We start from the raw sequence: 20,800 nt of genomic DNA, 5'->3' as shown, positions 1-20,800 counted from the left end.
AAAAATATCCTTAGAGCATGAGTCCAAAATCCATCGGCGGAAACAGGAAAAATGGGAAGAACCCGAAATTAGTAGTGACCGACTACTCATTGCAAGCAATCATCGGCCACTTCATGGAGACAATTCCATCGAGGGAGTGATGCCAGCCCCCCAGTGTCCGGGGAGGCCATCAGGCATGACCCTCCCCGCCTTCCGGCTGAAACAAATGTTCACGACATAAGCAGACCCTTCTGCCGGGAGGGCGGCGAGGGCGGTCACCTTCAGAGGCCCGGCAGATGCTCAGGCCTCTCTCAGTTTAGTTCGCCAGTTAGCAACTGTCTGAGGAGATACACCGATCCTTCGCGCAATTGCTCGGTTTGAGCGGTCGGGGTATTCTTTTAGCATCAGGCAGACTTCTGCTATTCGCTCCTTAAAGGGCTGCGAAGCTTTCGGAGTTTCCGGCGCTGGCCGAGGTTCGAACAAGCGAAGATCATCGAGCAGGCGCATTTGAAGAGATGCTTCATCGTCAGGCGATAAAAAAGCACCTGACTTGCTCCGCATTTGCCACAGCCGGACGCGGGCCTGGACATCATAGATAGACCTGGCGGGGTAGGTATCGACGATGTTCTCAAGAATCCGCTTCCGCCCGTCGATCCACCACTCGGTGTCGTAGCAGAAGAAAGCCTGTCGGTTTCGGTGGACCCTATGCCATTCCATCAATTCGAACATGGCGGAAGCTGGCGTAGAGTGAACTGGAAACACGCTGCCAAATAAGGTCTTCAGCTCCCCGCTGAGGTCGTCGTAGCGGAAATGTTCGGGAAGGCCGCCAGATGGAGGATAGCCTTTTACTGCTTTTTGAAGGGCCCGCTCTAGGCTTGATGGCCGCAGCACACTGTCTTCGTCACCATATAGCTTTAACAGTTCGCGACGACGATCCTGGTCGATGCGTTCCTGATCTGCCACAAGCGCCTTGTATTCCTCGCTATCGAGATATTCTTCCAGGAGTTCCGAGGAGGGGCGTTTACTAAACTGGCTAATGGACCTGACGGCCTCAAGGAACGTTAGTCCTGCCGCCGTGGCGACACGCTTTGCGAGAGTGCGGTGTAGTGCCCGCTGGTCAACTGGCCCTGAGCAGGACAGTGCTAAGAACCGAGTAAATCTGGCTTGATCGAGGTCATATGGTGGAACGCCAATCATGCGCACACCTCACTTGGCAAAAATGAAGAGACCCAATGAATGTCCAATTTGAGCGGTGGCCATTTTTCAGTCCCTCCTTTGTGCTGACCAAATTCTTCATGCGTGCCCAAAAATGCGTTTCTAGCCCAATCTGCATAACTCTGGGAAAACACTTGGCGCTTCTCTGCGCGGTTTTCTGGCTTCCAGGCATGACCAAGAGCTATTTTATGGACAGCTAAGTTTACCTGATCACGAAACTGCGCCTCGACGTCCTTCCAGATCACCAGAAAGAGTAGATGATGGTCCGATGGCTTGTTAATCGGAGGAATGTTGAAGGTCGGTGTAGGCATAAATGATGCTCCTTTAGTAAATATACGTCTGTGGCTTTCCAGAGACGGCATGACAGGGGTGAAATGGATTCGGTCAGGTGCTGACAGCGGAACGGAATGTTCCTCATCTAGGCGGGCTCCTGGCGGTTCAGACGGTGCAATGATGTTCTAGCCCTGTCGACATTGCGCCGGAGCTTGGCTTTGATCAGACTCCGTCCTCGGTGGGAGGCGACGGTTCTGCATTGGCTCCGCTACTGGTCATAGCCAGGGGACAATTCCTCGCAGCATGGTTTGCGGTTATGGGATTGTTGATGTTAGTGCGCTGGCCGTACAGAGAATCCTCTTTACCTCCAGAGCAAGAGGTCTTGTTCCCTGGTTCATCTTCCAACGTTCCTTTCACAGATTTGTCCGCCCCTTCTGGCGGATCATGAGCCGCCCGTCTTGACGGTTCATGATCCGTCATTACCGACGGGTCCAAGGGCATGTAACTCGCCACTTCCGGCGGTTCATTCTGAGGAAAGATGGGGTGCTTTCGTGCCTCGCGACGCTCTTGTCTTTGCTCCCGCAGTTCATCGACATGATCGAGGATTGCATGAACCTTTCGTTTCGATACCCGCCAGCGGTAAAAATTTGTGGTGGTTTTGCCGCGCCTGGTGATTTCCATCCAGCCGGAAGCCGCAATCTGGGGAACCCACCGCTCAACGGTACGGACGCCAACCCCCAACTCGTCTGCGATGGTCTGGTAGCTCGGATCACAGCGGCCGGTATCGCCGTTCAGGCAATCCAGCATGAAGTTTGATATTACCTTCGCGGTTTTGCTCATACGGCTATCACGATCTTTCCCGATCCAAGTGCGATACTCGTGCTTCGCCTTGGTGAACTGACGATGGAAATGGTCATAGTCCGCCTTAAGGCCACTAGGCCATTTCGATTTATGGACGCCGCGAATCTGCTCCGCGATATGACGCGGCAGCACCGGTATTGTGTACATTCCATCTTTTTCAATCATGTGGGCCTCTCCGGGGACCATGATGAATTTGATCAGCATGCTCAGTTTGGAGGGGGCTCAAATTGGACACCGGACCATCCATTACGCAAAATGAATGTTCCTCGCCGGGGTTCACGGCCAACGCTACTTTGACAACAGTGGACACCCGCTCGCCAAGGCGTTGATTGAGACTGCCTATCGACCGCAAGAAATTCGCAATATTGTGCATGCTCACCTCAACCGCGTCGCAAGATGGCGGCAGCTACGGCTTCCGCATAGTCGCCGACGACATATTGCAGACGGCTCCAAGTTCCGCCTTCAATCCCGTCGGCGATATGAGAATAGTCTGCAGCGTGCAGGATCGCTTGCACGAGGGCTCTGTCGCCAGTTCCCCCCGGCAGCGCACAAAAAATGTCTGGCAGTTTCCCGTTTTTCTTGTAATCAAGGTCGCTAAACGCGTTGGTAAAGTCCCGCCACGTGTCGAGATGGCCGATCTTCAGCCCGCCCTTGGCGCAAATGCGCCCGGCTGGACCGCTCCGAAAGTCGCGAAATGAAAGAAGCAGAGAGGACATGGGTATTTCCTTTTTGTTAGAGCCAAACCGGGACCTCGGCATAAAATCCTGGAAGAATGAGTTGTGAAATGAAGGGCGCGGGTTCGCGCCCTCCAGAGCTTGTCGGCGACAAGGGAGTGAACTATTCAGCATGTGCGGATACAAAACCGGACAAGTAACCGGACTTCGCCGCAGGGCATTTCCAGGCCGAAAGCCTGACGATCTGCCACAGCACCTATGACTGGGACCGACCATGACAGCAGCAATGACGCCGTTGTTAAGGTGAAGTTGGTGCAAGGCTCCGAAAAATTCAACGGATATATTTTTCAGTTGGCTAGGTGCAAATCGCTTGAACCGGCTATGCTTTTGAACTACTATAGAATACTATTCTTCTTGAGTTGGCTTTTCACTATTTGATTAGAAAAATATACTTTTTCAGATGTTCAGTCTCTAGTATGGAATAGATTTTCTGCAAGAGCAGACGAAAATAAATTCGATTTGCCCAAAATAGCTTGGTTAGGCCTTGCAAAAGGTCGTTCCATTCTGATCGTCTCCGTTCCCGGAGACTACCGCTGTACCGTCTGCGTCTCTTCGTAAGATGCTAGCCGGTTGGAACCGATACGTTTTTGTGTTTTGCGCCATTTATTCAGGTGGCCGCAGCCCTGCATCAAGCTCCTGAGAAGGCCCATTTTCCAAGCTTAAGGTGAACTACATCTGCCTCATTATATCCGTCTCGTGGTCTTGGTGGTTAGCGTCACCGCACGTCCAGAACCGCGTGTCTTAGTCAGGTATACTGAAGCAATACAATTCTGCGAGACACTTTTCGCGTCTCAATAGGGTTTACTTCCGAGTTTTAAGACAACAAACTGTATGCATCTAGAGTCAATTGAGACATCGCCGATGATAGGACAGCTTTACGGATACGCCCGCGTTTCGACAAACGACCAGGACCTTGCCATTCAGGAGGCGGCTCTCAAGGCGGCAGGATGCAAGATCATCCGTGCAGAGAAAAAGTCCGGCACATCGACCGGCGGACGAGACGAGTTACGAACGCTTTTAGATTTTATGCGAGCAGGCGACACCGTAGTTGTTACGCGCATTGACCGGCTGGCGCGCTCGATTGCTGACCTCGGCGCAATAGTCAAAGAACTAGAGACGCGCGGTGTGGCTTTAAAGGCCACCGAGCAGCCGATTGACACTTCTTCCGCAGCAGGCCGCGCGTTCCTGCAGATGCTGGGCGTTTTCGCAGAATTTGAAACCGCGATCAGGAAGGAGCGCCAGCTCGAAGGCATCGCCAAGGCTAAGGCGGAAGGCGTCTACAAAGGCCGGAAGCCATCCATAGACGCCAAGCGTATTCGAGTGTTGCTGGAGGAAGGCAAGGGTGCGTCGGAAATCGCCCGACTATTGGGAATTGGCCGCGCCAGCGTATACAGGGTGATGCAGACGTGAAAAACAAGGCACCGGCAATCGGAAAATCCGGCAGGGGTAGCCTCGCTCTTTTCACGACGATTCTCCACCCCTTCAAATCAAGCCACTTGTCTCGATCTGATCGCCGACGGCGACCGGGCCTCCTGAATAGTCGCGAAACTTTCTCGCTCAGTGACGGTCAGCGCGGCGGCTCTTTGTGACCTGCGGTCACCGCCATGGCCATGCTGGCCAAGACGGTACAAGAGCCTATGCCGCCGCGCAGGCCGTCAACCCCTACCTGTCGTCGAGATCAATGCAAACGTGGTTTACTGCCGCTTGACGCTCGGCCTCAAGATTTTTCCGTTCGCGGCTAAAAGCGGCGGGGTCAGCTTCCTCTTCTTTATCCGAGCTATCGGTGCGGGGGGAGGGGCGCTTGTGTCCGCAACCTCAAGAAACGCTAGGTCCAGAGGTGACTGAAAGGCTTCGACAACTTCCTTGAGCTTAGCTGTTGTGATGCGCTTCGTATAAGTTGCGCCTTCGCCTCCACCACCTTCGTGGCCCATGACCGCATTAATATGGGAGTCTTTGAGGTCGGTGGAGTCCAGCACTGTGCGAAATGTATGCCGGAACGAATGGAACGAAGTTTTCCCGCTCACCCCCAAAGCTATTTTGATCTTTGAAAAGTGGCGGCTAAATTCCTTACTGAGGCTTTTACCGTTGTCAGGCAGTTGCGGCGAGAAAAGGTGCCCTGCTGCACGAGTGCGCTGCAGCTTTACGAAGTTCATGAAGCCGTGTTTGATCAACCAGGGATGGATGGGAATGATACGTGCTCCTGCTTCAGTCTTTGGGTCCCACCCTTCACGAGGCGTGATGTTGAAGCAGGGTATTGCGTCCCTGGTAATGATGTCGACGTCAGGTCGCAGGCGGCAAATCTCTTCGAGTCTCATGCCGCCGTGGAGGGCGATCAAAGGCAACCAGTGTAAGGCGCTGGATGTTGGCGCACTGCGGTACTCGCTCGACGTAAGCAGCCGCTGAAGGTCCTCACGCGACCAGTCGTCGCGAGCGGACTTCTTGTTCTTTGTTCCAGGGAACGAGTGCCCCGCAAATGGTTGAAGCGTCGCGGGAACGTGCTTTTTGTAGGTCAACCATTTCCAGATAGAGCGCATACCAGAAAAATGGCGTTTGACGGTTTTCATCGTGACGCGCGGCAACATCTCGTTGGCAGCGGCGCGGGCAAGTTCCTTTTTAGGAGACACTACTGCGCCCTTCCCATGGGTGGCAGGCATGCTTAGGATAAACGTACGGAATTCACTAGCGACATCAAATGTAATCTGGTCGAGTGGCAGATCGCCCATCAGGCCGATAAATAGTTCTACGGTTTTAAGGTACTGATCTGCGTCCTTCAGCGGATTATGGTGGTTATAACCAGCGATAATGTCCTTTTGCCAGTCGGCCAGGAATTGGGATATCCTTGCTGAAGAAATCCCTGAGGCGCGCACCGTCGGACTGATCGGGGCCTCAACGGTCACCAAATGTGAAGTCGAAGCCTCAGGCCGGAAAACCTCCTGCATGCGTTTGTCGACATGCTCCTGTAGCGCATGCAGCATTGCTTCGACCGTCCTTGCCACGATCTTGCCGTTCCCGGTGAAGCCCGCGTCTTCAAGAACATATTGGGCCTCCACGTACATGGCGTCTCGCTCTTTGAACAAAGCGTCTGTTTCGACGTTCACCATAAGCGAGCGGGCAAGATCAGCATGATGCGCACGGAGTGAGCCCGGAGTCCTTGACTGCAATTTCTTGATACGCTCCTGCCAGACCTCTGTGCTCAAGCTCCAGCGCACTGCAGCGCGAATGTCTTCGTCTGTGGGAACGTAGTCCTCTTCTTCCTCAAGCATCCGAAACAGCCCTTCCGTCTGGATGAACAGCTCAGCTGCTCGTAACTTGGCCATTCTTCGCATGGTGGTATTTAACGAGCGGTATAACTCTTTCCGTCGAAGCCGAGCCTGAAGGTGCGGAGGAACGCGCCGCCTAAACACGAATGAATCAGCTTCACGTCGAAGATAACTAGACATCGTCAATGCGCCCTATGTGGGGGTGCAATGTGGGGTAATCCCCAACACTGACGAGATCGGCATAAATTATTGAATTAAAACAATGTTTTTGGCTGGGGAACCTGGATTCGAACCAGGACTAACGGAGTCAGAGTCCGTGGGTCTACCGTTAACCTATTCCCCAAAACTGCGTGGGCGATGTTTGTGCCCAGCCGGTGAAGCGGGCTTATAAACAAAAGATCGGGGGATGCAATAGATTTTGGCAAAAAATCCGCAAGCCCCGGTAAAAACTCGCGAGGGTGGCCGTGCGAAGTGGGCGGATGGCGATCCTTGACGCTGTGCAAAAAGAATTTGGCGAATTGGGACGGCGCTGGTAAAGTCCATCCAACGAAAATCAAGAGAGCGCCTTGAGCGGCTATCGTTCCGCGCGGCGCAATGGACAGACACGTGAGAGACCCCGACAACGGCGAACAGCCGTCCGTTTCCGGGGCGTCGGCAGCAGACCGCAACGATGGGCAGTCAGTACCTCGTTCCGGCAAAGGCAAGCGCAGGCGGGGAAAACCGTCGCGCGCAGCCTCTGCGAATGCCAGTTCCCCCGTTGGTAACGGAGAAACACGGCGTCCCGAAGTGACAGATGCAACCGGAGAACCGGTGCGCAAGCGTAAACGCAGGCGCCGTTCCAAATCCGGTCAGGCACAGCCTTCCGTTGCCTCCGGTGCAATGGCCGAGGCGGCTGGTCCGAAGGCGGCCGCTGTACCAGGCGCAGACAATTCCAGCCGCAAACGCAGCAATAAGAGCCGGCAGCGCCGCAGCCTGCAGGGGCGCCCGCTTGCGGCTACCGAAAAGCCGCGGCCCGTCAGCGACGCCGCAAAACAGCAGCCGTCGCAACCTTCCGCCGCCAGCGCGCGGGTCGAAGAACGCCCGCCGTCCGGCTTTCATGGTTCAGCAAACAACGGTCACGACCGGCGTGGCAATGGCCAGTCCTTTCTGCATGGCTCCGATTCGGGCTCGCCGCTTTATGCGGCGCTCGATCTCGGCACCAACAATTGCCGGCTGTTGATTGCGCAGCCGACCCGTCCGGGCCAGTTTCGTGTCGTCGATGCGTTTTCGCGCATTGTCCGGCTCGGCGAAGGGCTCGGTGCGTCCGGCCGCCTGTCGCAGGAAGCGATGGACCGCTCGATCGAGGCCCTGAAAGTCTGCGCCGCCAAGCTGAAGACCCGCGACATCCGCAAGACCCGGCTGATTGCCACCGAGGCCGCCCGTGCCGCCGAAAACGGCGAGGCTTTTCTTGAGCGCGTTCTGGCCGAAACCGGTCTGGAACTTGAGATCATCAACCGCGAAACCGAGGCACGGCTTGCCGTCTCCGGCTGCTCGTCGCTGGTCGGGCGCGAAACCAAATCGGTGGTTCTGTTCGATATCGGCGGTGGTTCCTCGGAAATCGCCGTCATCAAGATCGGCGAAACCCGGTCGAGCCGCCTTGCCAATCACATCACCCATTGGACATCGCTGCCGGTCGGCGTCGTGACGCTGTCGGAGCGTCATGGCGGCCAGGACGTCTCGCCGGAAAGCTTCGAGGCGATGGTGGTCGAGGTTCAGGGCATGCTGTCCAATTTCGATTGCCCGGCCATCCACACGCTCGACAATCCCGGCGACGAGAACGGCTTTCACCTGATCGGCACCTCCGGCACGGTGACGACGCTGGCCGGCGTGCATCTCGATCTGCCGCGTTACGATCGCCGCAAGGTCGATGGCCTCTGGCTGTCGGACGACGAGGTCTCGGCGATGCAGGCGCGTCTGTTGTCCTGGGATTTCACCGCCCGCGCCGCCAATCCCTGCATCGGGCCGGACCGGGCCGATCTGGTTCTGGCCGGATGCGCCATTCTTGAAGCCATTCGCCGCCGCTGGCCATCGGAGCGCATGCGCGTCGCCGATCGCGGCCTGCGCGAGGGGCTTTTGACCGATATGATGGCCGATGATGGTGTCTGGCGGCGCGGACGCGCCCGCCGCCATCCGCGCGGCATGCAGTACGGTTCCCACGAAGGAAACTCACAATGACAAAACCCCCGATCGGCGGAAACCGCACCGGGCGCAAGCTTGGCCAGAAGGTCAAGAAGGGCAAGCTGAAGGCGTCGTCGCGGCGCTGGATCGAGCGGCATATCAACGATCCCTATGTGCAGCGCGCCCAGCTCGAAGGCTATCGCGCCCGTGCGGCGTTCAAGCTTCTGGAGATCGACGAGAAGCACAAGATCCTCACCGGTGCCAAGCGCATCATCGATCTGGGTGCTGCGCCGGGCAGCTGGTCGCAGATCGCCGCCAAGGTGACGAACTCGACCGATAGCGATCCGAAGGTCGTGGCGATCGATTTTCTCGAGCTCGATCCGCTGGCCGGTGTGCATATCCTGCAGCTGGACTTCCTTGACCCGACCGCACCGGAAAAGCTGATGACGGCACTGGGTGGCACACCGGATCTGGTGTTGTCGGACATGGCGGCGCCGACAACGGGCCATCGCCAGACCGACCATATCCGCACCATGCATCTCTGCGAGGTCGCGGCCTATTTCGCCATCGACGTTCTCGGCGAAGGCGGGCATTTTCTGGCAAAGACATTCCAGGGCGGTGCCGAGCGCGAGCTTTTGACCCTGCTGAAGCAGAACTTCAAGCAGGTCATCCATGTGAAACCGGCGGCCTCGCGGGCGGAATCGGTTGAGATGTTCCTGCTCGCCAAGGGTTTCAAGGGCCGCAAGCCCGGCGCCCGCTCACTCTATGACAGTGAGACCGAGATTGACGAGCGCGAAGTGGTGGATGAGCGGGATTCGGTCGAGGCCGATTAAGCGATGCTTCTCTACCTCACCATCGGCACCAATGATCTGGACCGGGCGCAGCTGTTTTATGACGCAGCGCTCGCTCCGCTGGGTTTGAAACGCCGCAAGCAGGACGATGTCGAAATCGGTTACGGGGCGGAGAGCGACAGCCGCTGCCGCCTATGGGTCGTCACGCCCTATGACCGCAAGCCTGCGACGATCGGCAATGGCTCGATGGTTGCGCTCGAAGCGGAAAGCCGCGCCGTGGTTGATGCTTTCTATCAGGCAGCCCTTGCCAATGGCGGCACCGACGAGGGCGCGCCGGGCTTACGGCCATTTCACGCGAATTTCTACGCGGCCTTTGTCCGCGATCCTGATGGCAACAAGCTGTCGGCCGTCTGCGAGCGGCCGCAATAGGCCGGTCCCAACTTACTTGACGCTGATTGTCTCAGTCTCCGGATCGGTTCGCATCCGGTGACCGGAGACCGATGCGCCGGCTGTTTTCGACATGCCGATCAGCGGAATGATCGCCGTCAGGGTGATCGCCGAGATCAGCATGAAGGCGAGCTGGAAATCGCCCAGCTCCAGCTTCGATCCCGTCAGCGTCGTTTCGATTTCCAGGATGGCGCCGGCAACGGCAACGCCGAGCGCCAGGCTCATCTGCTGCAGCACGGCGGTCATCGATGTGGCCTTGCTCGCCATCGAATCCGGGATATCGGCGAAGGCCAGTGCATTGACGCTGGTGAAGAAGAACGAGCGGGCAAAACCGGCGAGCAGCAGGATGAACATCATCACGATGTAAGGCGTTGCCGGTGTGAAAAGGCCGTTGACGAACGTCAGGATCGTGCCGGCGATGCAGGCAAAGATCAGCGTTGTGCGAAAGCCCGCAAAGATCAGCACGCGCTTGGCAAAGAATTTCGTCGTCAGCGCCCCGACGGCGCCGACGAAGGTGATCATGCCGGATTGGAATGGCGTCAGGCCAAAGCCGACCTGCAGCATCAACGGCATCAGGAAAGGCACCGCACCGATCGAGATGCGAAACAGCGTGCCGCCGATCGCAGCGGCGCGAAACGCGCTATCCTTGAACAGGTTGAGATCGAGCAGCGGGGCAGGGTGGCGCCGCGCGTGGCGGACATAAAGGAAGCCGCAGATGATGCCGATGACGACGGCGGCGGCGCCGATCTGCGGTGGCAGTACCGGCAGGCTCATCACCGACAGTCCGAACATCGTGCCCGAGGCGGCGATGGCGCTCAGGAAAAAGCCCTTGATATCGATCGGCGGCGGCGCATCGCTCTTGATCTCCGGCAGGTAGATGCCCGACAGGATATAGCCGATGATCCCGACCGGCACGTTGATCAGAAAGATCCAGTGCCAGGAGAAATAGGTGGTGATGAAGCCGCCGAGCGGCGGTCCGGCGAGTGGCCCGACGAGGGCGGGAATGGTGAGCAGCGCCATGGCGCCGACCAGTTCGCTGCGCTGCGTCGAGCGCACCAGGACGAGGCGGGCAACCGGCGTCATCATCGCCCCGCCCATGCCCTGCAGAAAGCGCGAAACGACGAAGGCAAGCACGCTGTCGGCGACGGCACAAAGGATCGAGCCGAAGACGAATACGAGAATGGCCGCGCGAAAAATGCGCTTGGCGCCGAACCGGTCGGCCATCCAGCCGCTCAAGGGAATGAAGATCGCCAGCGATACCATGTAGGACGTCAGCGCCAGCTTCAGCGTGATCGGCCCGACGCCGAGGTCATGGGCGATCGCCGGCAGCGATGTGGCAATGACGGTGGAGTCCATCTGCTCCATGAACAGAGCGACGGCGAGGATCATCGGAACGATGCGATTCATGCGAACGGCCTTGCGCGGTGGGGCGGAGCGTCGGGAACATGGAACTTTCGCGGCGAAAGTCGCGGTCTGGTGCTCACTTTGCGATCACATCCGTGTGAGTTCAGCGGCCATCTCCTGTCAAGACCCTAGATGTCGCCTTGTTGATTGGACGCACCCCCCGTTCAATCCAACAATGCCAGCCTTCCAATCAAAAAAATGGAGAACAGCATGACGACGTCTATTCCCTTGAGCCGCCGTGCCCTATTTGGAGCGACGGCCGCTGGCGCCCTGGCGGCACCGTTCGTGATGACGCGGGCGGCTTTTGCGCAAAGCGAACCGAAAGCGGACATGATGAAAATACCGGCAGGCAGGACCAGCAGTTTCAAGCTCGGCACTTTCGGCGTCACCGTCATCAGCGACGGCCTGCGTATCGGCGAAAAACCGGAGGAAACCTTCGGCACCGACCAGACCCCGCAGGCGGTCGGCGATCTGCTCAAAGCCAACTTCCTGCCCACCGACAAATTCGTCAACGGCTTCTCGCCGACCCTGATCGATACCGGCACGGAGGTGATCCTGTTCGATACCGGCATGGGCGAGGGCGGACGGCAGGCCGGTGCCGGTCATCTGCTTGAAGGAATTTCGGCCGCCGGTTACACGGCCGATCAGGTCAGTATCGTCGTCATCACCCACATGCACGGCGATCATATCGGCGGACTGATGGAAGGCGGCGCACCGGCCTTCAAGAATGCCCGCTATGTCGCAGGCCAGGCCGAGTTCGATTTCTGGAAGGACGAAGCCCGCGTCGGAACGCCGGCCGAGGGCGGGCACAAGGGCGTCTTGAAAAACGTCGTGCCGCTGGCCGAAAAGATGACCTTCATCGCCGATGGTGCAGAGGTCGTGCCCGGCATCACCGCGATGGCGGCCTTTGGCCATTCTCCGGGGCATATGGTCTTCAAGGTCGAATCGGAAGGCAAGGGTCTGGTGCTGACGGCCGATACCGCCAACCATTTCGTGCTGTCGCTGCAGCGCCCGGATTGGGAAGTGAAGTTCGACATGGACAAGACCAAGGCTGCCGCATCGCGCAAAAGGGTCTTCGACATGGTCGCTGCCGACCGCCTGCCCTTCGTCGGCTACCACATGCCGTTCCCGGCCGTGGGCTTCATTGAGAAGTTCGAACAGGGCTATCGATTCGTGCCGGAGACCTACCAGTTCGAAACCTGATATCGCACTTGCGAACAGAATCTTGGCTGGCCCGGCACTCTTGCCGGGCTTTTGCTATTTCCAACCCGTCATATCCGTGTTACCAGCCCTCGCCAACTTCCAAGAAACTCTCGCCCGCTTGAGCGCGGCGAGTCTTCCACCGCACAGTTGTCAAACTGTGCGGGGAGAACACCTTTTACTGAAGGGATTTGGCCATGGCGCGCATCATCGAAACGGCAACCGGCTTGGAGGCATTGACCTTCGACGACGTTCTTCTGCAACCCGGACATTCCGAGGTCATGCCGGGGCAGACGAATATCGCCACCCGCATCGCCCAGGACATCGACCTCAACCTGCCGATCCTCTCCTCGGCGATGGACACGGTCACGGAAGGCCGTTTGGCAATCGCCATGGCGCAGGCCGGCGGCATCGGTGTCATCCACCGCAATCTCACCCCGATCGAACAGGCCGAGCAGGTTCGCCAGGTCAAGAAGTTCGAAAGCGGCATGGTCGTCAATCCGGTCACGATCGGCCCCGACGCAACGCTTGCCGACGCGCTGGCGCTGATGAAGATGTACTCGATCTCCGGCATCCCGGTCGTCGAAAATGCAACCGGCAAGATTCCCGGCCGCCTCGTCGGTATCCTGACCAACCGCGATGTGCGGTTTGCATCGGACCCAGGCCAGAAGATCTACGAACTGATGACCCGTGAAAACCTGATCACGGTGACCGAAAACGTCGACCAGAAGGAAGCCAAGCGTCTTCTTCACACGCACCGCATCGAAAAGCTGCTGGTCATCGATGCTGACCGCCGTTGCGTCGGTCTGATCACGGTCAAGGATATTGAAAAGTCGCAGCTCAACCCGAATGCCTCGAAGGATGCGCAGGGCCGCCTGCGTGCCGCTGCCGCCATCAGCGTTGGCGACGACGGTATCGAGCGGGCCGAACGGTTGATCGATGCCGGCGTCGATCTGATCGTCGTCGACACGGCTCATGGTCATTCGCAACGCGTTCTCGACGCCGTGACCAAGGTCAAGACCATGTCGAACTCGGTTCGCGTCATGGCCGGCAATGTCGCCACTGCCGGCGGCACCAAGGCGCTGATCGATGCAGGTGCGGATGCTGTCAAGGTCGGTATCGGCCCAGGATCGATCTGCACCACCCGCATCGTCGCCGGTGTCGGCGTGCCGCAGCTCGCAGCCATCATGTCGGCTGTCGAGGCGGCCCAGGCGGCCAATATCCCGGTTATCGCCGATGGCGGCATCAAGTTCTCGGGCGATCTGGCCAAGGCGATCGCTGCCGGTGCTTCGGCCTGCATGATCGGCTCGCTGCTTGCCGGCACCGATGAAAGCCCGGGCGAAGTGTTCCTCTACCAGGGCCGCTCGTTCAAGGCCTATCGCGGCATGGGCTCCGTCGGCGCCATGGCGCGCGGCTCGGCTGACCGCTATTTCCAGGCAGAAGTGCGCGACACCCTGAAGCTGGTGCCGGAAGGCATCGAAGGCCAGGTTCCGTACAAGGGCCCGGTCTCCGGCGTTCTGCATCAGCTGGCAGGCGGTCTGAAGGCCTCGATGGGGTATGTCGGCGGCGCGACCATCAAGGACTTCCAGGAGCGCGCCACGTTCGTGCGCATATCCGGTGCGGGCCTGCGCGAAAGCCACGCCCATGATGTGACGATTACCCGCGAAAGCCCGAACTATCCGGGCGCAAGCTGAGCGACTGTACTGACTCTGAATATGAAAAGCGGCGGAGATGTCTTCGCCGCTTTTTCTTTGTCTACGCCCCCAGCGCCCGCTGAAGGGCGGCGCTGCCGTAACGATGGCCCTTGACCTCGTAACCGACGACGGGAACGAGCGGCGAGAACATCAGGATGATAAGGCAGAAGGTCATGTTGACGCCTGCGGCAGCACACAGGACGGCCAGGATAACCACCGCCGTCATGCCGATCATCAGCCCGAGATAGAAGGTCTCCAGCTTGCGCAGCAGATAGACGTAATGCGCAAAGACCAGGGTGACATAGGCAAACACCGGCACGGCGACGGTGAGAACAGCGGCAACCGCGCCGATATGCGCCTTATGCTCGATGTAATAGGCCGCCACATGCAGGCCAGCACCTGTCGCCGCGATCGATGCGAAGATCGCCATGTGACCGTATCCCCAGAGGAAGGCGCGGTTGCGGAAGCGGTGCAGGACCTGGGCTGACGGCATAAGGAAATACAGCCACCACATGCCGAAGGTGAGCCCGGTGCCGGCAACGCAGATCAGGATGGCATCAAGGCTCCATCCCTGCTCGCCGACGATGGCCGAAATCGATGCCACGGTTCCGACGACACCTTCCCCGAGCGTGATGATTGCCAGCAGCCCGTAGCGCTCGGCGATATGGTGTGCGTGCCACGGTGTGCCGCCGCCTTTGCGTTCGGCAATGATTGGGCCCAGCATTTCGATCAGGGTGAGCAGGACGACGCAGAGAAAGGTCGGCAGCAGCGGCATGTCGATGAAGATCAGCGCGATCCAGCCGATCTGGGCAATCGAGATCGCCGTCACATAGGACAGACAGGCAGGGCGGCAATCCGGTGTTTGCCGGGCGGCCCGCAGCCATTGAAAAATCATCGCCACCCGCATGACGACATAGCCGAGCACCATGATGCCATTATCGACATGTGCGCCCTTGTCGATCGATTCGAACATTTGAGGCAGTCCGAGCGCCAGGATCAGCACGCCGACCATCTGCACCATGGTGGTCAGCCGGTAGATCCAGTCGTCGGTGTCGAAGGCGGAGGCAAACCACGAAAAGTTCACCCAGGCCCAGCAGACGGCAAACATCGCAAAGCCAAAGCCCATCAGCCCGGCGGCGTAATGGCCTTCGGCCAGCAGATGGGCGAGCTGTGACCCGGCAACGCCAAAAGCGATGACGAAGGTCAGGTCGAACAGCAGTTCGAGCGGCGTCGCCACCCGGTGGTGTTCGTGAGGGTCGCGTCCGCGCATCGGGGCGGCATGATGGGTGGGCAGTGGGGCTACGGGAGCATGCTGTTCGGACATACGGGTCTTTCTTACGGCTGCGGAGGCACTGTTTTGAGCATCCTTCATTCACAAAACAGCTGTCAAGCATGGAGCGGGCTGCAGGAGCGCTGCCGATGCTGTTCTGGATTTCCTGCTCGCCCGCTATAGATCAAGTCCGGTGCGAATCAACGGAGTGATCATGCCCATATCGACTGCAATCTTCTGGCCGGTCATCGCGCAGGTCGCGCTGATCCACGCGATCTATTTCCTGATGTTGAGGCGCCGTTACGGCGCCGTGCGCGCCGGAACCGCCAAAGCGTCGGATTTCTGGATTCCGGCGATCGAGCCGGAGCCCAGCGCCACCGTCGCCCGCAGCCTGATCAACCAGTTCGAGCTGCCCGTGCTTTTCTTTCTGGTTTGCACGCTGCTGTATGTAACGGCGGGCGTCAGTCATGCCGTGGTCGCCATTGCTTGGCTGTTCGTGCTCAGCCGTTTTGCCCATGCCTATATTCATGTAACGTCCAACCGGTTGCGCGTCCGCCAACGGCTCTTCGTCGCCGGGTTCGTGTTGAATTTCGTCTTGTGGGTGCTTTTTGCAGTTCACATCGCCGGTTTTTGACGGGGTCCGGCGTCACATTCTGTTGCATTGCACAGCGCGCAGTCCTGGGTTAGCATCCCGGCGAACGGGTAGGGTGGCGCGTCGAATGTTCTTCTAACGAATTGAATATAAATGAAATAAGCTTTCCTTCTGCTCGTCCCGCATTACGAAAACTTAATTTGCGGAAGCAGGACGCCGTCATTTCCAAGTGCTAACATTTCGCAATTGCAGCATACGAAGGGGGCGCATTCAGTGAGTACCATTCCGATGGGAAAGACTGTTCTGGTGTTTCAGGGCGGCGGTGCTCTCGGCGCCTATCAGGCCGGTGCCTACGAGGCTCTGCACGAAGCCGGTATCCGCCCCGATTGGCTGGCCGGCATCTCCATCGGTTCCATCAACTCCGCCATCATTGCCGGTAGCCCGATAGATGCCCGTGTCGATAACCTGCGCACCTTCTGGCATCGCGTATCGTCCGGTCTGCCGGGTCATTTCCTCGGCAATGGCGATGTTATGCGCAAGTGGTTCAACGAGTCGGCTGCCGTCCTCGGTTCGCTGACGGGCGTTCCCGGTTTCTTCACGCCGCGTGCCTTCGCGCCCTGGAACATTCCAGGCGATCCGATGGCCGCGATCAGCCTGTACGACACCGCCCCCCTTCAGGAAACACTGGCCGGTCTGATCGATTTCGACCTGATCAATGCCGGTGCCGTCCGCCTCAGTCTGGGAGCGGTCGATGTCGTCAGCGGCAATTTCAATTATTTCGACAATACGGAATGCGATTTTTCGCCGAAACACGTGGCCGCGTCCGGCGCCCTGCCGCCGGGCTTTGCGCCGGTGGAAATAGACGGCCGGTACTATTGGGATGGCGGCATCGTCTCCAATACGCCTCTCCAGCGCATTCTCGGCGGCGGCGAACTGGAAAGCGACATGTGTATTTTCCAGGTCGATCTGTTCAGCGCGAGGGGGAAGATGCCGAAGGATCTGTTCGATGTCGAGGCCCGTGAAAAGGAAATCCGCTTCTCCAGCCGCACGCGCCTCAACACCGACCAGTTCCGCAAGCTGCAGACTGTCCGCATGGCGGCCAAGCGGCTGATGGAAAAGCTTCCGACGGAGTTGAAGGACGATCCGGACGCGCGGCTGCTCGAAAAGATCGGCAATGATAGCGCCGTCACCATGGTGCACCTGATCTACCGGCATGCGGCCTATGAAAGCGGGTCCAAGGATTACGAGTTTTCCCGGCTCTCGGTGGAGGAACACTGGAAGGCCGGACATGACGATGTGGTCGAAACGCTCAACCATCCGGATTGGCTCAACCGCACGCGTCCGACCAATGGGATACGGGTTTTCGATCTTGCCGAGCAACGCCTGCGTGGGAAAAAGCCATGAAAATCGAAGATGTCGTCCGCAATGCCTTTGCCATGCCGCTGACCAGCCCATCCTATCCGCCGGGGCCATACCGGTTCGTCAACCGCGAATACATGATCATCACCTACCGCACCGACCCGGAAGCCTTGCGCCGGGTGGTGCCCGAGCCGCTGCAGTTCGATGAACCTCTGGTGAAATACGAGTTCATCCGCATGCCGGATTCGACCGGTTTCGGCGATTATACCGAGTCCGGCCAGGTCATCCCGGTTACTTACGAGGGCGTGCACGGCGGCTATGTGCACTCGATGTATCTGAACGACGACGCGCCGATCGCCGGTGGCCGCGAGATCTGGGGTTTCCCGAAGAAGCTTGCAGAGCCATCGCTGACATCGATGAAGGATGCGCTGGTCGGCACGCTCGACTATGGCGGCCAGCGGGTGGCAACCGCGACCATGGGTTTCAAGCATCGCACGCTCGACACGGCCAAGGTCCTGGAAAGCCTGAAACAGCCGAATTTCATGCTGAAGATCATTCCGCATGTCGATTGCACGCCGCGCATCTGCGAGCTTGTCCGCTACTATCTCGAAGACCTGACGGTGAAGGGGGCCTGGGAAGGTCCAGGCGCCTTGGCGCTGTTTCCGCATGCGCTGGCACCTGTCGCCGACCTGCCGGTGCTGGAAGTCAAATCCGCCGTCCATATTCTCTCCGACCTGACGCTGGGCCTCGGCGAAGTGGTCCATGATTATCTTGCAAAATAGGGAGTTAAAACCATGAAACTCAAGGACAAGGTCTGCATCGTCACCGGCTCGGCCAGCGGCATCGGCCTGGCGATTGCCAAGAAGTATGTGTCGGAAGGCGCCAAGGTCGTCATCGCCGACCTGAAGCTCGAAGCGGCGGAGGCGACGGCCAAGGACCTGACGGCGCAGGGGCCAGGCGAGGCGATCGGCATTGCCATGGACGTGACCAGCGAAGACGCCGTCAATGCCGGCGTTGCCGCCGTCGTTGCCAAATGGGGCAGGGTGGACGTGCTCGTCTCCAATGCCGGCATCCAGATCGTCAACAAGATCGAGGACTATGCCTTTTCCGACTGGAAGAAGATGCTCGCCATCCATCTTGACGGCGCCTTCCTCACCACCAAGGCCTGCATTCCGCACATGAAGGCGCAGAAGGGCGGCGCGATCATCTATATGGGCTCGGTGCATAGCCACGAGGCTTCGCCGCTGAAATCCGCCTATGTCACCGCCAAACACGGCCTGCTCGGCCTTGCCCGCGTGGTTGCCAAGGAAGGTGGACCGGACGGCGTGCGTGCCAACGTCATCTGCCCTGGTTTTGTAAAGACGCCGCTGGTTGAAAAGCAGATCCCGGAACAGGCGAAGGCGCTCGGCATCTCGGAAGACGAGGTCGTCAGGAAGATGATGCTCGGCGGCACCGTTGATGCCGAATTCACCACCGTCGAGGACGTCGCCGAAGTGGCGCTCTTGTTCGCTGGCTTCGAGACCAATGCGCTGACCGGCCAGTCGCTCGTCGTCAGCCACGGCTGGTACATGCAATAGGCAACAAACGTGATCCGGCCGGCATCGTCCGGATCACGTTTGCGTCAACTGTGCGGTGTTGTCATTGTCTAACGCTGCAAGTGCCGCAATTCTGTGTTTTGGCCGGTCATGCTCGCACTGTGTCGTGACCGAACGCCATTACAGCGCGTCTGCATGTCCTTGGGACCTGACGGCGCCGGCCACAGGAGGAAAGCATGAACAAGCCGCAGATCACCCAGGCGATGATCAACGCCTATGACGAGTACACCCATTTGAGCCTCGACCGCCGCGCTTTCATGCGAAAGCTGACGGCGCTGACCGGATCGGCCGCAACCGCCGCAGCCATCGCGCCGCTGTTGGCCGCCGATAGCGCTCAGGCGGAAATCGTCCCGGAAACCGATGCACGTGTGAAAGCCGAGGATGTCACCTATCCCGGTGCCGGTGGCGATATGAAGGGCTATCTGGCGCGCCCGGCCGATGCGACCGGCAAGCTGCCCGCCGTCATCGTCATCCACGAGAACCGTGGCCTCAATCCGCATATCAAGGACGTCGCCCGCCGCATGGCGCTGGAAGGTTTCGTGGCGCTCGCCCCGGACTTCCTGTCGCCCGCCGGTGGAACGCCGGCCGACGAGGACAAGGCCCGCGAAATGATCGGTGCGCTGGACGGCAAGCAGACCGTCGATAATGCGGTTGCGACCGTCACCTATCTTGAAGGCAATGACCTCACCACCGGCAAGGCGGGTGCGATCGGCTTTTGCTGGGGTGGCGGCATGGTCAACAAGCTGGCCGTTGCCTCTCCGGACCTGAAAGCCGGCGTCGCCTATTACGGTGCCCAGCCGCCGGCCGAGGACGTACCGAAGATCAAGGCGGCGCTTCTGTTGCAATACGCCGGTCTCGACGACCGCATCAATGCCGGCATCGATGCCTATAAGAAGGCACTCACCGACAACGGCAAGGACTTCGCCATTCACGTCTATGATGGCGTCAACCACGCCTTCAACAACGACACGTCGGCTGCCCGCTACGACAAGAAAGCTGCGGATCTGGCCTGGGGCCGGACGGTGGAGTTCCTGAAAGCGAAGGTCGTCTGACCTATTGCAGCAGACGCCTGGCGGCCTCCGAAATCAGGCTGGCCAAGGCGTGCTGGTCGTTCTGGCGGCCGCTGCGCGTGCGCCAGACCAGCCCGATCTTGCGCGACGGCTGCGGCTCGGCGAAGGGGACGATCCGCATGCGGTTGCGGGTCTTTTCGTCGTTGACGGCGATCTCCGGGATCAGCGTGATGCCCATGCCGTGGCTGACCATCTGCAAAAGCGTCGCCATCGACGTCGCGCCATAATTGGCGACGCGCCGGCCGGAATGAATGCCGCAAACGGCCAGCGCATGATCGCGCAGGCAGTGGCCTTCCTCGAGCAGAAGCAGCCGCTCGACATCGACCTTGTCCTCGGTCATCGGCGACATCAGGATGGTGTTTTCATCCTCCGTGCTGGCGATCAGGAACCTGTCTTCGAACAGCAGTGAGCTCGACAGGTTTTCCTCGTCGATCGGCAGCGCAACGATGACGCTGTCGAGCCGGCCGTGGCGCAACTCGTCGAGGAGGGGGCCGGTCAGAAGCTCTTTCAGCTCGATCTGCAGATTGGGATAGCGCTGGCGCACCAGCGGAATGAGCACGGGCACGAGATAGGGGGCAACGGTCGGGATGATCCCCAGCCGGTGTTTGCCTTCCAGCACCCCGGTGACCTGCCGCGCCTGCTGGTAGAGTTGATCGATACCACCGAGAATTTTGCGTATTTCCGGCAAAAGCGCTTCGCCCTCGCGGGTCAAAAGTGTCGGCCCCCTGCCGCGCTCGACCAGCTTGACGCCGAGTTCGCGTTCCATTTCGGCGATCTGCGCCGAGAGGGCAGGCTGGCTGACATTGACCATCAGGGCTGCCCGCCCGAAATGCCGGGCGCTGGCGAGCGCATCAAAATAGCGCATTTGGCGTATGGTGATCATGATAAGTTTATCCTAT

Annotated in this window: 19 protein-coding genes and 1 tRNA gene; 11 read left to right on the top strand and 9 right to left on the bottom strand. The window is 59.0% G+C overall.

Annotation, left to right across the window (positions count from 1 at the left end):
- Positions 1 to 279: 279 nt before the first annotated feature.
- From ACP7BS_RS06720 to ACP7BS_RS06705, 4 genes are all read right to left on the bottom strand, one after another.
- Entirely contained in the window at positions 280 to 1,176 is an 897-nt protein-coding gene (locus ACP7BS_RS06720) for a hypothetical protein (protein WP_426237126.1), read from the bottom strand.
- A complete protein-coding gene (locus ACP7BS_RS06715; RefSeq protein WP_426237124.1) occupies positions 1,173 to 1,505 on the bottom strand; it encodes a hypothetical protein in 333 nt (110 codons plus the stop codon). Before ACP7BS_RS06715 ends, ACP7BS_RS06720 begins: the two co-directional genes overlap by 4 nt.
- A 184-nt stretch (positions 1,506 to 1,689) precedes the next feature.
- Entirely contained in the window at positions 1,690 to 2,493 is an 804-nt protein-coding gene (locus ACP7BS_RS06710) for a helix-turn-helix domain-containing protein (RefSeq protein WP_426237122.1), read from the bottom strand.
- 215 nt (positions 2,494 to 2,708) lie between these two features.
- Positions 2,709 to 3,044 (bottom strand): hypothetical protein, encoded by a 336-nt coding sequence (locus tag ACP7BS_RS06705; RefSeq protein ID WP_426237120.1) that lies wholly within the window; start codon positions 3,042 to 3,044, stop codon positions 2,709 to 2,711.
- 879 nt (positions 3,045 to 3,923) lie between these two features.
- On the opposite strand from ACP7BS_RS06705, the gene ACP7BS_RS06700 reads away from it, so the two are divergent.
- Positions 3,924 to 4,472, top strand: coding sequence for a recombinase family protein (locus ACP7BS_RS06700; protein ID WP_426237118.1), 549 nt, complete (start codon positions 3,924 to 3,926; stop codon positions 4,470 to 4,472).
- 284 nt (positions 4,473 to 4,756) lie between these two features.
- Here ACP7BS_RS06700 and ACP7BS_RS06695 read toward each other — a convergent pair whose 3' ends face one another.
- Positions 4,757 to 6,502: a DUF6538 domain-containing protein gene (locus ACP7BS_RS06695; protein WP_426237116.1), complete on the bottom strand. Its 1,746-nt coding sequence runs from the start codon at positions 6,500 to 6,502 to the stop codon at positions 4,757 to 4,759.
- 89 nt (positions 6,503 to 6,591) lie between these two features.
- Positions 6,592 to 6,665: transfer RNA gene (locus tag ACP7BS_RS06690), tRNA-Gln, on the bottom strand.
- 263 nt (positions 6,666 to 6,928) lie between these two features.
- Between ACP7BS_RS06690 and ACP7BS_RS06685 the strand changes: the two genes are divergently transcribed.
- Genes ACP7BS_RS06685 through ACP7BS_RS06675 form a run of 3 tightly spaced genes read left to right on the top strand, consistent with a single transcriptional unit; the run spans position 6,929 to position 9,699 of the window.
- Positions 6,929 to 8,536: a Ppx/GppA phosphatase family protein gene (locus ACP7BS_RS06685; RefSeq protein ID WP_426237114.1), complete on the top strand. Its 1,608-nt coding sequence runs from the start codon at positions 6,929 to 6,931 to the stop codon at positions 8,534 to 8,536.
- Entirely contained in the window at positions 8,533 to 9,312 is a 780-nt protein-coding gene (locus ACP7BS_RS06680) for an RlmE family RNA methyltransferase (protein WP_113316614.1), read from the top strand. The genes ACP7BS_RS06685 and ACP7BS_RS06680 overlap by 4 nt, the downstream gene beginning before the upstream one ends.
- Positions 9,313 to 9,315: 3 nt before the next feature.
- A complete protein-coding gene (locus ACP7BS_RS06675) occupies positions 9,316 to 9,699 on the top strand; it encodes a VOC family protein (RefSeq protein ID WP_426237112.1) in 384 nt (127 codons plus the stop codon).
- 12 nt (positions 9,700 to 9,711) lie between these two features.
- Here the strand turns inward: ACP7BS_RS06675 and ACP7BS_RS06670 are convergent, their stop codons facing one another.
- Positions 9,712 to 11,124, bottom strand: coding sequence for a DHA2 family efflux MFS transporter permease subunit (locus tag ACP7BS_RS06670; RefSeq protein ID WP_426237110.1), 1,413 nt, complete (start codon positions 11,122 to 11,124; stop codon positions 9,712 to 9,714).
- Between the two features lie 207 nt (positions 11,125 to 11,331).
- Between ACP7BS_RS06670 and ACP7BS_RS06665 the strand changes: the two genes are divergently transcribed.
- Both ACP7BS_RS06665 and guaB read left to right on the top strand, forming a co-directional pair.
- Complete coding sequence (locus ACP7BS_RS06665; protein ID WP_426237108.1) at positions 11,332 to 12,324, top strand: MBL fold metallo-hydrolase; 993 nt, start codon at positions 11,332 to 11,334, stop codon at positions 12,322 to 12,324.
- Positions 12,325 to 12,518: 194 nt separating this feature from the next.
- Positions 12,519 to 14,015: an IMP dehydrogenase gene (gene guaB / locus ACP7BS_RS06660; RefSeq protein WP_426237107.1), complete on the top strand. Its 1,497-nt coding sequence runs from the start codon at positions 12,519 to 12,521 to the stop codon at positions 14,013 to 14,015.
- A gap of 61 nt (positions 14,016 to 14,076) precedes the next feature.
- On the opposite strand, the gene ACP7BS_RS06655 is transcribed toward guaB, so the two are convergent.
- Positions 14,077 to 15,339: a low temperature requirement protein A gene (locus ACP7BS_RS06655; protein WP_426237105.1), complete on the bottom strand. Its 1,263-nt coding sequence runs from the start codon at positions 15,337 to 15,339 to the stop codon at positions 14,077 to 14,079.
- Between the two features lie 160 nt (positions 15,340 to 15,499).
- Here ACP7BS_RS06655 and ACP7BS_RS06650 point away from each other — a divergent pair, with 160 nt between their 5' ends.
- The 5 genes from ACP7BS_RS06650 to ACP7BS_RS06630 all read left to right on the top strand — a co-directional run bounded on the left by ACP7BS_RS06650 (position 15,500) and on the right by ACP7BS_RS06630 (position 19,883).
- Entirely contained in the window at positions 15,500 to 15,919 is a 420-nt protein-coding gene (locus tag ACP7BS_RS06650) for an MAPEG family protein (protein ID WP_426237103.1), read from the top strand.
- 231 nt (positions 15,920 to 16,150) lie between these two features.
- On the top strand, positions 16,151 to 17,281 hold the full coding sequence (locus ACP7BS_RS06645; RefSeq protein WP_426237101.1) for a DUF3734 domain-containing protein: 1,131 nt from the start codon (positions 16,151 to 16,153) through the stop codon (positions 17,279 to 17,281).
- Positions 17,278 to 18,018 carry an acetoacetate decarboxylase gene (locus ACP7BS_RS06640; RefSeq protein WP_426237099.1) on the top strand — a complete coding sequence of 247 codons (741 nt, stop codon included), beginning with the start codon at positions 17,278 to 17,280 and terminating at the stop codon, positions 18,016 to 18,018. Before ACP7BS_RS06645 ends, ACP7BS_RS06640 begins: the two co-directional genes overlap by 4 nt.
- A 12-nt stretch (positions 18,019 to 18,030) precedes the next feature.
- Positions 18,031 to 18,813 carry a 3-hydroxybutyrate dehydrogenase gene (locus ACP7BS_RS06635; RefSeq protein WP_426237097.1) on the top strand — a complete coding sequence of 261 codons (783 nt, stop codon included), beginning with the start codon at positions 18,031 to 18,033 and terminating at the stop codon, positions 18,811 to 18,813.
- 194 nt (positions 18,814 to 19,007) lie between these two features.
- Positions 19,008 to 19,883, top strand: a complete 876-nt coding sequence (locus ACP7BS_RS06630; RefSeq protein ID WP_426237095.1) for a dienelactone hydrolase family protein — start codon at positions 19,008 to 19,010, stop codon at positions 19,881 to 19,883.
- 1 nt (position 19,884) lies between these two features.
- Here ACP7BS_RS06630 and ACP7BS_RS06625 read toward each other — a convergent pair whose 3' ends face one another.
- Positions 19,885 to 20,784, bottom strand: a complete 900-nt coding sequence (locus ACP7BS_RS06625; RefSeq protein WP_426228984.1) for a hydrogen peroxide-inducible genes activator — start codon at positions 20,782 to 20,784, stop codon at positions 19,885 to 19,887.
- Positions 20,785 to 20,800 lie beyond the last annotated feature (16 nt).

This window comes from Pararhizobium sp. DWP1-1-3 (assembly GCF_049896125.1).
Taxonomy (GTDB): Bacteria; Pseudomonadota; Alphaproteobacteria; order Rhizobiales; family Rhizobiaceae; genus Pararhizobium.
Note: the sequence above shows the minus strand (reverse complement) of the source record. Positions and strands in the feature narration are given on the sequence as shown.

Bases quoted from the DNA above. Each gene is read 5' to 3' on its own strand.
- ACP7BS_RS06705 (WP_426237120.1), bottom strand. From the start codon at position 3,044: ATGTCCTCTCTGCTTCTTTCATTTCGCGACTTTCGGAGCGGTCCAGCC.
- ACP7BS_RS06655 (WP_426237105.1), bottom strand. From the start codon at position 15,339: ATGTCCGAACAGCATGCTCCCGTAGCCCCACTGCCCACCCATCATGCC.
- ACP7BS_RS06715 (WP_426237124.1), bottom strand. From the start codon at position 1,505: ATGCCTACACCGACCTTCAACATTCCTCCGATTAACAAGCCATCGGAC.
- ACP7BS_RS06700 (WP_426237118.1), top strand. From the start codon at position 3,924: ATGATAGGACAGCTTTACGGATACGCCCGCGTTTCGACAAACGACCAG.
- ACP7BS_RS06695 (WP_426237116.1), bottom strand. From the start codon at position 6,502: ATGTCTAGTTATCTTCGACGTGAAGCTGATTCATTCGTGTTTAGGCGG.
- ACP7BS_RS06640 (WP_426237099.1), top strand. From the start codon at position 17,278: ATGAAAATCGAAGATGTCGTCCGCAATGCCTTTGCCATGCCGCTGACC.
- ACP7BS_RS06710 (WP_426237122.1), bottom strand. From the start codon at position 2,493: ATGATTGAAAAAGATGGAATGTACACAATACCGGTGCTGCCGCGTCAT.
- ACP7BS_RS06680 (WP_113316614.1), top strand. From the start codon at position 8,533: ATGACAAAACCCCCGATCGGCGGAAACCGCACCGGGCGCAAGCTTGGC.
- ACP7BS_RS06650 (WP_426237103.1), top strand. From the start codon at position 15,500: ATGCCCATATCGACTGCAATCTTCTGGCCGGTCATCGCGCAGGTCGCG.
- ACP7BS_RS06670 (WP_426237110.1), bottom strand. From the start codon at position 11,124: ATGAATCGCATCGTTCCGATGATCCTCGCCGTCGCTCTGTTCATGGAG.
- ACP7BS_RS06625 (WP_426228984.1), bottom strand. From the start codon at position 20,784: ATGATCACCATACGCCAAATGCGCTATTTTGATGCGCTCGCCAGCGCC.
- ACP7BS_RS06630 (WP_426237095.1), top strand. From the start codon at position 19,008: ATGAACAAGCCGCAGATCACCCAGGCGATGATCAACGCCTATGACGAG.
- ACP7BS_RS06665 (WP_426237108.1), top strand. From the start codon at position 11,332: ATGACGACGTCTATTCCCTTGAGCCGCCGTGCCCTATTTGGAGCGACG.
- guaB (WP_426237107.1), top strand. From the start codon at position 12,519: ATGGCGCGCATCATCGAAACGGCAACCGGCTTGGAGGCATTGACCTTC.
- ACP7BS_RS06675 (WP_426237112.1), top strand. From the start codon at position 9,316: ATGCTTCTCTACCTCACCATCGGCACCAATGATCTGGACCGGGCGCAG.
- ACP7BS_RS06720 (WP_426237126.1), bottom strand. From the start codon at position 1,176: ATGATTGGCGTTCCACCATATGACCTCGATCAAGCCAGATTTACTCGG.
- ACP7BS_RS06635 (WP_426237097.1), top strand. From the start codon at position 18,031: ATGAAACTCAAGGACAAGGTCTGCATCGTCACCGGCTCGGCCAGCGGC.